Source organism: Asticcacaulis sp. P2_B1 (assembly GCF_056404915.1).
The window spans coordinates 452,998-465,375 of sequence record NZ_JBFUDD010000002.1; the positions used below are offsets into that span (position 1 = coordinate 452,998).

At 61.8% G+C, this 12,378-nt stretch carries 12 protein-coding genes; 5 read left to right on the top strand and 7 right to left on the bottom strand.

Annotation, left to right across the window (positions count from 1 at the left end; genetic code table 11):
* Positions 1 to 31: 31 nt before the first annotated feature.
* Positions 32 to 667, top strand: a complete 636-nt coding sequence (locus AC1DX3_RS06385) for a hypothetical protein (protein WP_476988413.1) — start codon at positions 32 to 34, stop codon at positions 665 to 667.
* 69 nt (positions 668 to 736) lie between these two features.
* On the top strand, positions 737 to 1,111 hold the full coding sequence (locus AC1DX3_RS06390) for a hypothetical protein (protein ID WP_476988414.1): 375 nt from the start codon (positions 737 to 739) through the stop codon (positions 1,109 to 1,111).
* 133 nt (positions 1,112 to 1,244) lie between these two features.
* Here AC1DX3_RS06390 and AC1DX3_RS06395 read toward each other — a convergent pair whose 3' ends face one another.
* Positions 1,245 to 2,549, bottom strand: a complete 1,305-nt coding sequence (locus AC1DX3_RS06395; protein ID WP_476988415.1) for a tetratricopeptide repeat protein — start codon at positions 2,547 to 2,549, stop codon at positions 1,245 to 1,247.
* A 492-nt stretch (positions 2,550 to 3,041) separates the two neighbouring features.
* Here AC1DX3_RS06395 and AC1DX3_RS06400 point away from each other — a divergent pair, with 492 nt between their 5' ends.
* Positions 3,042 to 4,046, top strand: coding sequence for an FUSC family protein (locus AC1DX3_RS06400; protein WP_476988416.1), 1,005 nt, complete (start codon positions 3,042 to 3,044; stop codon positions 4,044 to 4,046).
* On the opposite strand, the gene AC1DX3_RS06405 is transcribed toward AC1DX3_RS06400, so the two are convergent.
* On the bottom strand, positions 4,043 to 4,573 hold the full coding sequence (locus tag AC1DX3_RS06405) for a hypothetical protein (RefSeq protein ID WP_476988417.1): 531 nt from the start codon (positions 4,571 to 4,573) through the stop codon (positions 4,043 to 4,045). The two genes, AC1DX3_RS06400 and AC1DX3_RS06405, sit on opposite strands and share 4 nt — an antisense overlap.
* Positions 4,574 to 4,612: 39 nt before the next feature.
* On the bottom strand, positions 4,613 to 5,533 hold the full coding sequence (locus AC1DX3_RS06410; RefSeq protein WP_476988418.1) for a CPBP family intramembrane glutamic endopeptidase: 921 nt from the start codon (positions 5,531 to 5,533) through the stop codon (positions 4,613 to 4,615).
* Positions 5,534 to 5,773: 240 nt separating this feature from the next.
* Here AC1DX3_RS06410 and AC1DX3_RS06415 point away from each other — a divergent pair, with 240 nt between their 5' ends.
* Both AC1DX3_RS06415 and AC1DX3_RS06420 read left to right on the top strand, forming a co-directional pair.
* Positions 5,774 to 7,261 carry a glycoside hydrolase family 28 protein gene (locus tag AC1DX3_RS06415; RefSeq protein ID WP_476988419.1) on the top strand — a complete coding sequence of 496 codons (1,488 nt, stop codon included), beginning with the start codon at positions 5,774 to 5,776 and terminating at the stop codon, positions 7,259 to 7,261.
* A gap of 158 nt (positions 7,262 to 7,419) precedes the next feature.
* A complete protein-coding gene (locus AC1DX3_RS06420; RefSeq protein WP_476988420.1) occupies positions 7,420 to 8,280 on the top strand; it encodes an SDR family NAD(P)-dependent oxidoreductase in 861 nt (286 codons plus the stop codon).
* A gap of 120 nt (positions 8,281 to 8,400) precedes the next feature.
* On the opposite strand, the gene kdsA is transcribed toward AC1DX3_RS06420, so the two are convergent.
* The 4 genes from kdsA to AC1DX3_RS06440 form a co-directional block, all read right to left on the bottom strand.
* Entirely contained in the window at positions 8,401 to 9,246 is an 846-nt protein-coding gene (kdsA, locus tag AC1DX3_RS06425; RefSeq protein ID WP_476988421.1) for a 3-deoxy-8-phosphooctulonate synthase, read from the bottom strand.
* On the bottom strand, positions 9,243 to 10,025 hold the full coding sequence (locus AC1DX3_RS06430; RefSeq protein WP_476988422.1) for a 3-deoxy-manno-octulosonate cytidylyltransferase: 783 nt from the start codon (positions 10,023 to 10,025) through the stop codon (positions 9,243 to 9,245). The genes kdsA and AC1DX3_RS06430 overlap by 4 nt, the downstream gene beginning before the upstream one ends.
* Before the next feature lies 1 nt (position 10,026).
* Positions 10,027 to 11,016 (bottom strand): KpsF/GutQ family sugar-phosphate isomerase, encoded by a 990-nt coding sequence (locus AC1DX3_RS06435; RefSeq protein WP_476988423.1) that lies wholly within the window; start codon positions 11,014 to 11,016, stop codon positions 10,027 to 10,029.
* Between the two features lie 124 nt (positions 11,017 to 11,140).
* The gene (locus AC1DX3_RS06440) at positions 11,141 to 12,346 is read right to left on the bottom strand and encodes a calcium-binding protein (RefSeq protein WP_476988424.1); all 1,206 of its coding nucleotides are present in this window, start codon (positions 12,344 to 12,346) and stop codon (positions 11,141 to 11,143) included.
* Positions 12,347 to 12,378: the final 32 nt, after the last annotated feature.

Sequence of the window (12,378 nt, forward strand, 5' to 3'; positions counted from 1 at the left end):
GAAGCGCATTTGCGCCGTTAGTGGGGGCTTCATGATTGAGCTGGAATTCATGAAGGGGAACGAGCCACACATGCCGTTCCCGCCTTATGTGACAACCGCCCGGCTGACGCACCGGTTCACCGTCCTTCAGGAAAACACCTTCTACGAACGTGTCCCCGATACGACGTTTGATGAAGCCGTTTGGCGAACGCTTATTGCCTTCATCGCCGGCTACGATCCGTCCGGACACGTCTCGATCGCCGAGGATGAAAAAGACCTGGGACGCAAGGAGCGCCCGCTGTCCATCTATATGACCAAGTGGGAAACATTGGACGACGAGCGCGATCCGCCTCAAGTGGTGACTTTGCGGACGGCGTCGGCGCTTCGCCTGTGCATGGTGACGGAGCCTTATTATTTGTCCGGGGGGCCGTGGCCCTACGCCGATGCCTGCGTCCATTCGCTGTTTTCGGATCGCGACATCTCCGCAGAGGTCATGGCGTTTCTGCACGATCACGCCGACACGTCACGATGGCGGTTTGCCGATAAGGTGCTGCGGGCGGAAGACGTGCCGGCGCCGATGCCTGCGTGGAGGGAGGGATTGAAATCGGCGGTTATTTGGGCCCTGATCGTGGCCGGATGGGCGATCTATTTTGCCTTCCGTGAGTTTCACCTGTTCGGATTACGGTGACGGCCGCCCTCATTTCCGCATGCGGAATGCGCGCCCAGGTGCTAATCTTCAAAAAAAGGAGAAGCGATCTTGGCAACTTTCGGTCTACAGCTCCTCGTCGTCGTGCTGACGACGCTCGTCCTGTTATTACCTTTCTGGTGGGTCGCGTCGCGTCGCATCAAATCCGGCCCGCGACAAGGCGAGAAGACGCCGGTCGCGCAATGGCTAATCGCCCATGTTGGGGTGGTGACGGGCTTCGTCTGGAGCGTGTCCATGTATATGGCAATGTCGGTTACGCCTGCCGTTATCGGTATACTTCACGGCAAAGCCCTCTCGGTCGGGGATTTGCTATTCGGCGCTGTCATCTGGGGGCTTGGGGGGCTAATCTTCGGAAGCGTAAAATTGTCCTGGTTCAAACGCCGGAAGACATCCGCCGGTGACCGTCGTCCGAGCGCGAAAATCTAACGCTTACGCAGGAATTAGGGACACAGGCGCCATATTCCCCCGGCCTCGAACGGCCGATCGCATAGTCGCGGGTAGCGCGCCAGGAAGAAAGCCGCGAGGCGGACCCGACATGGGGTTGAGGCCCCATAAACGCCTAAGGGATCTGGAACACCGGCTGCCAGGCCTTGACCACGCTCTCAGCCTTGGAAATCTGATCGGGCGACATGTGCGCGCCGATGGTCTTAAGGCTGTCCGTCGCTTCGCCAACAAGCTGGGGGTCGTCCGCATACAGTGTCGCGAGCTTTATCCAGACATAGGCCTGAACAGGGTCTTTCGTTAGTCCGCCGAGGCCGTTCATCGACATCAGGCCCATATAGTATTGGGCATTCGGTTCTCCCTGCACGGCGGCTTTGTTCAACCAGTAGACCGTCAGGGTGAGGTCGGTCGGAACGCCATGGCCCACACTGTACAGGAGGCCAAGGCCGAATTGTGCCTCGGAAAGACCTTGATCGGCGGCCTTGCGTGTCCAGCCTGCGGCGGCGGCATAGTCTTTGGGCACACCCGTTCCGGCAATATACATGGAGCCGAGGAAAAATTGCCCCGCCGGGTTGCCCTGGTCGGCCGCCTTTTGCAACCATGCCGCCGCTGCGACATCGTCCTTGGCGACGCCGGAGCCGGAGCTGTACAACTCGCCCAGCATGACCTGGGCCCGGGCATTACCGCCGGCGGCGAGGGGTGTCAGAATGCGCAGCGTTTCGTCGTATCGTCCGGCATTGGTGCCGGGCACTGTGGCGGTAATCTGCTGGCCGGGCGTCAAGGGCGCCTGTTTCCAGGCAAGGACCAGGGTTCGTGCCTGGGCTATCTGGCCAGCCGTCATCCTGGCGACCAGCGCGCTTCTTTCATCCGGAAAATTGCCGTCCCAGATATGGCCATGGGGCGCCGCGGTCGCCAGGTCGAACCACAGATAGGCCTGGATGTCGTCCTGGGCGACGCCCAAACCCTTGGCGTACATATGGCCGAGAAAGTCCTGCGCGGGCGCGTCGCCCTGGTTCGCGGCTTTCTGGAACCAATTCAAGGCGCTGGGGTAATCGTGAACGTCTCCGTCACCGTCACCGTAAGCCATATTGCCAAGGGCGAATTCGGCGTCGGCAAAGCCCTGGTCGGCCGCTTTTTCGAACCACCGGGCGGCCGTGCCGGGATCTTTATGGGGCCCCCACCGGAAGGTGATGCCGAGCTGATATTGGGCCACAACATCGCCGAGCTGAGCCTGGTTCGCAAGTGACCGCATCTCCGAAGGCCGCCGGGGGGCCATCGCTACAGGTATGGCCGGCGGCGGCGCCACATAGGTCTCAAGCGGCAAGGGTGCGGGCGGCGCCGACACGGATTGTGCCAGGGCCGGTGCACCCGTCAGCAAAACCAGGCCCAGAGCGCTGCACGCCCAAACACATTTACCACCCATGTCACGTCCCCCCATATTGCCCGTTCGGATAGGTCATTTCCGCACAATCCGTATGAAAATCAAGCTATTGTTTTGATAATCCGTTCCGGCGGATGCCGATATCCGCGACGAGCGTTACATTATCCGGCCAGGCTTTTCGTTTCGCTTGTTTTGGAGTAGTTCGGTCTTGCCGAATTGGGTGTGCCATCCACCCATTGACTAAGGACCTGACCGAGGCCTCATGCGAATTACGGCACCCAGGGCGGGCTTTTTTCACGCGCTGTGCGGCAGCCTATTACCCAAACCCAGGCACTGCACTAATTTCTAAAAACTCCATCTTTTAAATATGATGAATAGTCTTATGCAGCGGCGTGACTACTGCATAAGGCGACGCTCATTATGAAGATATCCGGGCTTCATCCGCTTCATCTTCTCCCGGACCATGAATAATTTCTCAAGATGTTGCAGGTCGCACAGATGGCAATTTAAGGCCTGGCGCGTTACATCTGGGCCATGACCTTCAAAGCGCGCTTCGACACCTTCCTCGGCTATTTCCAGCCCTTCGATTGGCATCATGCCGTCGTGTGCGCGCCGGGCATGGCGGCGTGTTTACTCTACGGCCTGATCACCCGCGACGCCCTGACGGCGGCGATTGCGGCCGGCAGCGCTTTTTCGGTCGGTTTCGGCCTAAGGCGCTACCGTCAGATGCGCTCGATGCTGGGGGCGGTGGCCCTCACCACGGCCGCGGCGCTGATCGGGTCTTTCACGGGAGGGAATTTTCCGCTCTTTTTGGTCGTGGCGGCGGCCGCGGCGGCGGGCTGCGCCTGCCTGGCCCTGATCGATGACGATATCTGGTGGGTCAGTTTGCAGGCGACGATCGCCCTGCTCCTGGCGTCGCACTATGCCGGCACATGGCAGGACGCCGTGCATCGCGGTGTGATCGTCCTGGTGGCCGGCGGGTTTCAGATGGCGTGCGTCCTGGTGCTGGATCGCACCATCCCGAAAAGCCACCCTAAGCCGGTGTTGAACGTGCCGATTCCGGCGACGCGGCGGGCCCTGATCACCTATGGCTCGGTCGCGGCGCTGAGCGTGACCCTGGCCATGGTGGCGGCCTATGGACTGCGTCTCGACAAGGCCTATTGGGCGCCGATGACGGCCCTGATCGTGTTGAAGCCGAAGTTCCAGTTGACCAAGCAACGCGGGCTGGAGCGCCTGCTCGGCAATGTCGCCGGCTGTGCCGCCGCCACGGTGATCGCCCTGGTGTTGCCGCCGGCGGGATGGCTGGAGCTGGTGTTGTGTGTGCTCGGTTCGGCCTGCGCCTATGCGCTGATCAAGGCGCGTTACGCCGCCTTTTCGTTGGCGGTCAGTTTCACCGCCGTCATGTTGCTTTACTCGGCGCATGTGTCGGCCATCTATGGCTCGGAACAGCGCATCTATGCCACCGTCCTGGGCGGCATTATCTCGGTCGGGGTGATGTGGCTGGCCAGCCAGACCGTGTCGCGGGACTTCGCGATTTAAGGCTTGCGCGGCATCAGCGCGATGCCGCAGGCCGACAGCCACAGGATGATGGCGGAAGCAAAGGCGATGCCGACATCGCGCAACGGACCAGCCTGCATGCCGATGGCACAGCCTATGCCGACAAGCACCAGCAAAAGGCCTGTCGTCCAGTAGAGCGGCACTTTGAGGCCCCAGGCCAGGGGCCAGAAATGGACGCCGACGATCACGGCGATGGTGGCGACGGTCAGGTCCTGACGGCCGATCACGTGCAGGACATTGACGGCGGCGAAGATCAGCAGGCCTTCGGCGGCGCTGGCGATAGCGACGATGCGCACGGTGCGTTTGCGCGCTTCCCGATCGGGCGCCGGGTCGCCTGTGGTGCGCATCATGGCCCAGTTAATCAGGCCGGCCGACAGGAGCGCCGGAAAGGCCAGCTCCCACCATGGCTGCTGGGCCTCGACCAGGGCGAGAATGGCCCACAGGGCGGCGAAGATGTTGAGAATAATGATGCCGGAGCGGCGCATGGGAACCTCTTTAGTGGCGCTCATGTTTACCGTTCCGGCTTTTAAGTCAAGGCTTTGACAGGGTTACCACTTGATCTTGAGATCGTGGTCCTTGCGCAGGGTCAGCATGATAATGCCGGCGATGACGGCCGTGACGGCCAGGTCCAGGACGCTGCCTTCGGGGCCGGTGGCGCCGCCGCTCAGCCATGCCGGGCCGACCGCCTGGGCGGACATGAAGGTGCCGGCCGCCTGTTGACCACTGTCGGCAACGCCGAACAGGAAGGATTGCGCCCAGTCCCAGGCGGCGTGGAAGCCGATCGCCCACCAGATGGTGCCAGTCTTCCAGACGCTGAGCGAAAGGATAACGCCGGCGGCGAAGACCCCGATGAGGCCGATCGGGGTTTCGCCGGGATTCATGCCGTGGGCGGCGGTGAACAGGATGCCCAGGAGCAGGCAAGCCCAACGGAAGTTGAGGCCGCGAGCCAGGACCTGCTGCAGAAAGCCGCGGAACATAAGTTCCTCGGCCAGGGCGACCAGGATAAAGGCCAGGCCCCACAGGCCGCCGCTGCGCCAGATGTCGACGCCGTGCAGGGCGATCGGGCCGAACTTGATCGCGCCGCAAACATAGAGCAGGCCTATAAGCGCGGACAGGGCGGCGACACCGACAAACAGGCCCTGAAGGAAGCGCGGCAGGGCGTTGGCCAGGCTGAATCCGAGTTCGCTGAGCTTGCGGCGAGTGATCAGGGCGGCAAGTACGGTGGCGATCAGCAGGATACCACCGACGAGCGCCTCCTGGAACATGGTGCTGATCGGATCCATGATCTTGGGATCGGATTTCGGGCCGTGGAAGTGGATGGCGTGCAGGCCGACATTAAGCGCGACGACGAGCGCCACGGTGATGAGGGCGAAAACAAGCATGGCCCAGCCGGCGCGCAGGCCGTCTGGGCCAACGAAAACGTATTTGAGGCCGCGTTTGGGCGCGGGTGTTATTGCGATGTCTGACATGAAGGTCCCCGATTTCTGTATCCGCCGTGATGGCGGTTATGTGTGCCTTCAGAAGACAGGAGATCGTAACGCGGGCAACTTAACGTTCGTTCATGTGCGTTAAATTATTGTCATGTTGCAAGGACTTGGCCGGTTTGACAGGGGCGTGCGGGCGAGTTAGGTTTACGAATGACACCGGTTACCAAAATCCTGTTCGCTGTCGTTTTAGCCTGGCCTGCCGTCGCGCGCGCGGAGGCGCCTGTGACGACGTCGTGGGGCACGATCGCGGAGCCGGCCTATCCGGCGCATATTTGTGCGACCTTGCCGGCCGGGTTGACCGCGCGGTATGGGTCGCTCGATGATCATGATGCCGACGGCCGCGACGCCCATCCCGATCAGGCACGTTTGCAGGCGGCGATCGATGGCTGTGTAGATGGCGCGGTCAAGCTGGTGGTGGGACCTGGGGGCGAGGACGCCTTTTTGACCGGGCCATTGACCTTGAAATCGGGCGTGATGTTGTGGATCGACAGGGGTGTGACGCTGTTTGCGTCGCGCGATCCCGCGGACTACGACAAGGGCGCCGGCGATTGCGGTACAGCCAATAGGTCGACGGTCAAGTCGTGCCGGTCCTTGATCGAGGGCCGCGATCTGGTCGATTTCGGCTTGGTCGGTGACGGCACGATCGACGGCCGCGGCGGGTCGTTATTATTGTCGGGTCCGAATGCCGGCAAGCGGTCGTGGTGGGACGTGGCGTGGCAGACCAAGCAGGGTTTGGTGCAGCACAATTTCCGGCTGGTGCAGATCGACGGCGGGCGCAATTTCACCCTGTTGCGGTTGAGGTTTGTGAACAGTCCGAACTTCCATATCGTGCCGAATGATGTGGATGGGATTACGGCCTGGGGGATCAAGATTTTGACGCCGTCACCGGTTTATGCGCCGCCGGGTTATGCCTGTATGGACGGGACAACGCCGGACGTGCGGACGCCGGCCGTCTGTTTTACGCCGGAGACGGTGAAGAATACGGACGGCTTCGATCCGGGCAATAGCCGGCACGTCTTGCTGGCCTATAGTTATATTTCGACGGGCGACGACAATGTTGCGATCAAGGCGGGCCAGGGGGCTTTGTCGCAGCACCAGGCCTATATCCACAATCATTTCTATTATGGCCACGGCATGTCGATCGGGTCGGAGACCGATGGCGGGGTGCACGATATTGTGGTGAGCGACTTGGTGCTGGACGGGATGGACAGTCCGGGCGGCAATGGCTTGCGCATCAAGTCGGATCCGTCACGTGGCGGTAAGGTGACGGGCGTGGTATTCGAAAACGTCTGTATGCGGAATGAAGTGCGGCCGATGGTGTTCGACACGGCCTATAGCGACAAGGCTGGGGTCTTGGATCCGGACTTCGCCGATGTGACGGTGCGCAATTTTCACTATGTCGGGAGTGCGAAATATGGCGGCGGGACGTTGACGTTTCGTGGCTATCCGGGGCGGCCGATTGGTCTGAAACTGGAGACGGTCGTGTTCGATGGGCCGCAGCCAGCGGTGACGGGCGGCAAGGGCCAGGACCGGCCGTTTGGCGTGCATTTTACGGTGATGCCGGGAGCGACGGGGTTTGCGGCTTTGTTGACGCCGTCGGTGGCGGATGATGTGACGGTGGAGCGTGTGGAGGCGCGGTCATCGCCTGGGTTGAGGGATTGTTCCGGGGCGTTTGAGCCGTTGGCGGCGGTGATGGAGAACGCCGAATAACCTATGGGGTTTGGGGCCCATGGCCCCAAGACTTTCCTCTTCTTCCAATCTTCCGCCCCTTCGGGGCGAGGGATTGGAAGAAAAAGACAGGCTTTGTGGGGTCGCGGACCCCACGCCCCATATGATATCGGTGCATCTCCCATCACAGGAGCCACGCCATGTCCCACCCTGCCCTCAAACCCGGCAATACAGCCCTGATCACCGGTGGCGCCTCAGGTATCGGCCTGGCCGCGGCGAAAAAGTTTCTCGCCATGGGGCTCAATGTCAGTCTGTTCGACAAGGACAAAGACCATTTGAAGGCCGCTCTTGATAGCTTGGCAGCCATGAATCTTGGGCCGGGCTTCGGCACGAGTGTTATGTGCTGGCCGGTTGATGTTTCCGATCGTGAGCGCTGGGCCTATTTCGCAGCAAATACCGACATGCTCGGCGGCGTCCCCGACGTCTTGATGAACAATGCCGCCATCGGGCCGGACAGCTCCGTCATCGATCCGGCCAATTGGCAGGCAACGCTCGACACCAATCTGTGGGGCGTCATTTACGGCACCCAGGCGTTCGTGCCGGCGATGGTGGCGAGTGGAAAACCGGGCTTGGTCATCAATACCGGTTCGAAACAGGGCATCACCACGCCGCCGGGCAATCCGGCCTATAATGTTTCCAAGGCGGGCGTGAAGGCGTTTACGGAAGCCTTGCAGCATGAGTTACGCAACGGACCGAACCCGGCGGTGACGGCACATCTGCTGATCCCGGGCTTTGTGTGGACGGGCATGACGTCGCGCGGGCGGGTGGATAAGCCTGAGGCGGCATGGACGGCCGAGCAGACGGTCGACTTCATGGTGGACAGTCTGGACCGCGGCGACTTCTATATTCTGTGTCCGGACAATGATGTGCCGCGGGCTTTGGATGAGAAGCGGATCGCGTGGGCGGCTTTGGATATTATCGAAAACCGGCCGCCGCTGTCGCGCTGGCATCCGGAGTATGCGGAAGCGTTCAAGGCGTTCGTGGACACGGGAGAAAACTAATGGGGCGTGGGGTCCGCGACCCCACATCTTTCTTCTTCCTGTTTTGGCCTTGGCCCATAAGGGCCAGGCTAAAACAGGAAAAGGGAAGGCTTGGGGGCCTCAGGCCCCAAACCCCATTCGTTATTTGCCCTTGGCCAGGTCGTCGAACTGCCGCAGCACCCCGATCAGCTCCTGCATCTGGTCGATATAGATCATGTTCGGACCGTCCGAAGGCGCATGATCCGGATCCTGGTGCGTCTCGATAAACACCGCCGACACCCCAATCGCACACGCTGCCCGCGCCAATATCGGCGCATATTCCCGCTGGCCGCCCGAGGTCGTCCCCTGCCCGCCCGGCTGCTGCACACTGTGCGTGGCGTCGAACATGATCGGATAACCCGTCTGCGCCATGATCGGCAAACCGCGGAAATCCGTCACCAAAGTATTATAACCAAACGACGTACCGCGATCGCACAGGATGATGCGCTCATTGCCCGTCGACGCAATCTTGGCAGCGACATTCTTCATGTCCCACGGCGCCAGGAACTGCCCCTTCTTGACATTGATCGCCCGGCCCGTCGCGCCCGCCGCCAGCAACAGGTCCGTCTGACGGCACAGGAAGGCCGGAATCTGGATGACATCGACGACCTTGCCGACCGGCTCGCACTGATGCGTATCGTGCACATCCGTCAACACCGGGCAGCCGAATTTCTCCCGCACCGCCGCCAGGATATCCAGACCCTCTTCCATGCCGATGCCGCGCGCCGTCCCGATGCTCGACCGGTTGGCCTTGTCGTAACTCGACTTGTAAATAAACTTTGTCCCCGTTGGCGCGCAGGCCTCGGCAATCTTTTCTGCCATCATCAGGGCATGCTCGAGGCTCTCGATCTGGCACGGACCGGCCACCAGGGCGAACGGCTCATCGCCGCCGATCTTGATGTCGCCGACCTCGATGACCTTGGTCTTCACATGCTGAGCTTTAATCATAATACACTCTCAATTCTGGCGACATCGACCGGGTTGTTCAGCTCCCAGAACACCCGCCCGCGGCCATCGACCTCGACACAACGTACCGCCATGCCGTTTTCCATAAACCTCAACTGCTCCAGCCCCTCGTAACGCTCGAGCGGCCCGACCGGCCAGCTGCCATAGGCGTTCAGGGCCTCGCCGCGATAGGCGTAAACGCCGACATGGTGGAAGACCGGAATGACATCTTCGGGCCCGAAGGTCTTGCCGGTATAGGGCACGACCTCTTTGGAGAAATACATGGCGTTCATATGCTTGTCGAACACCGCCGTCGTGCCGCCGACGCGGCCATGCAGACGGTCCTCGACGAAATTGGCGTGGGTCTGGGCGTCGCAACGCAAGACCGGCGTCGCCATCTCCAACTCCGGGTTCGCCTTCATCTCGTCGATCAGGGCCTCGACGAACCATGGCGGAGTCAGCGGCGCGTCGCCCTGCAGATTGACATAGACATCGGCCGATTCCTTCAACTGCTTCACGGCGTCGGCGCAGCGCTCGGTGCCATTGGCGCAGTCTTCCGAGGTCATGATAACCTCGGCGCCGAACGCCCTGGCGGCGTCGCGGATGCGCGCATCGTCGGTCGCGACATAGACGCTGGCGACATGGCGCACCGACTTGGCGGCTTCCCAGGAACGCTGGATCAGCGACTTGGCCACACCGTCCTTGCCGGTCAGCATGACGAGCGGCTTGCCGGGATAACGGCTGGAGGCATAACGCGCCGGAATGATGATGATAGTCTTCAACTCAGGCTACTCCCGCACGCAAACAGTCATGGATATGGATCAGGCCGACCGGCTTCTTGGCCTCGTCGACAGCGAACAGACAGGTAATCGACTTGTCGTTCATAATGCCGAGCGCCTCGGCTGCCAGGGCCTCCGGGCGGATGGTGCGCGGCGAACGATAGGCGACCTGGCCGGCCGTCTTGTCCATCAGGCCCGTCATGTTGCGGCGGAGGTCGCCGTCGGTGATGATGCCGGCCAAGGTGCCGTCGGGCGCGGTGACGCCAACGACGCCAAAGCTCTTGGCCGTCATGACCAGCAGGGCATCGCTCATCGGGGTGTTTTCAGCGCACAAAGGCAGGGCGTCGCCGCCATGCATCAGCTGGCTGACCGTCAGAAGCTGGGCGCCCAGCTTGCCACCAGGGTGGAAGGTGCGGAAATCGGTCGGCTGGAAGCCGCGCTTTTCCATGATGGCGACGGCCAGGGCATCGCCGAGCGCCAGGGTCATGGTGGTCGATGTCGTCGGCGCCATGCCGATGGCGCAGGCTTCGGGCGCATTGGGCAGGACCAGGGCCACGTCGGCGGCCTTCAGCAGGGTCGAGTCCGGACGCGACGCGACGCCGATCAGCGGGATACCGAAGCGGCGGGTATGGGCGATGATGTCCGACAGCTCCGATGTCTCGCCGGAATTGCTGAGCACGACGCAGACATCGTCGGCGGTGATCATGCCGAGATCGCCGTGCGAGGCTTCAGCCGGGTGGACGAATTGCGCGGGGGTGCCGGTGGAGGCCAGGGTCGCGGCGATCTTGGCGGCGATATGGCCCGACTTGCCCATGCCCGACATGATGATGCGGCCGCGCACGGCATACATGATCTCGACGGCGCGGATAAAGGCGTCATCGAGCGAGCCGGCGAACAACAGCAGGGCCTCGCCTTCGGTACGCAGGACGCGCGCGCCGGTGGCCAGGATGCTGGTCTGGACGTTGATATCGGATGGGACGGCGAGTTCGGTCATAGATTGAGACATGGGGGCTTGGGCATGGGCACCATATGGAAGCGGCCGCCCGTCTTAGCAAGGTTGTCCGCGCGCCACAATCAGGGAAGCACGCGGAACCCTTCCGTCTACAACATAATTCCGGCTACCACATGATATGGCTGAGGAAGTCGGCATTGGTCGCCGACATGTTCAGCACGGTGAGCACATTGCCACCGCCGAGATCGATCTGGGTATTCTCCCCGACCTGGGTGATCACGGCCGTATCGTGGGCGTGGTAGTCACGCAGCGAAATGCTATCGCCTTGGCGCGCGGAAAAATCGGTGATGGTGTCATGGCCCATACCGCCGCCGAAACCGAAGATATCAGCGCCGGCGCCGCCGGTCAGGGTGTCGTTGCCGTGACCGCCGTTGATGATGTTATTGCCGGCATTGCCGACGATCGTATTGGCGCCGTCATTGCCGTAGCCGCGCAGATTGGTCACGCCGGTCAGGGTCAGGTTGTCGACAAAGGCGCCCAGCATATAGTCGATCGACGAACGCACCGTATCCACGCCGCCGCCGTCGGTTTCGGTGACCTTGTCACCGGCCATGTCAACGACATAGGTATCGTTGCCGGCGCCGCCGGTCAGGATATCTGCGCCGATGCCGCCGTCCAAAGTGTCGTTGCCGTTGTCACCGAACAGGGTGTCGCTGCCGGCGCCGCCGCTCAGGGCGTCATTGCCGCCGCCGCCATGCAGTTCGTCATTATTGCCTTCGCCGTTTTCGCTGTCGGAGCCGTCGCCGCCGAAGAAGGTATCGCAGCCGGCGCCGCCGTGCATGTGATCTTCGCCGCGGCCACCGACGATTCGGTTGCCGGCCACGGACGAGGTAATGTCGACACCCGCCAGCAGATTGTCCGACAGGTCGAGCGTACCGCCGTCGCGCAGATGGAGATGGCCGCCCGAAGTCGTATTGCCGATGGTCTTGAAGCTGTTGAACTGCGCCACCGAGCCGGTGATATTGGCGCCATGCAGAACCTCGACATTGACGAAGGTGCTGCCGCGCAGATCGCCGACCGCTTCGAAGGTGTCGATACCGACACCGCCATCGACCGTGTCATTGCCGCCGTCGGCATCGTCGACGATCAGGTCATCACCACCGCCACCACGCAAGACGTCATTGCCATGACCGCCGTGCAGGGTGTCGTTGCCGTCGCCGCCTTCCAGCGTATCGGCGCCGTCGTCGCCATACAGCGTGTCGTCGCCCTTGCCGCCGCTTTCATGGTCGCCGCCGCCGCCGCCATGAATCTCGTCGTGCTCCGTGGTGCCTTCCAGATTGTCGTTACCGTCGCCGCCGTGCTTGTTTGACATCGATTGTAGCTCCCCGAATGATATCGGCGTTT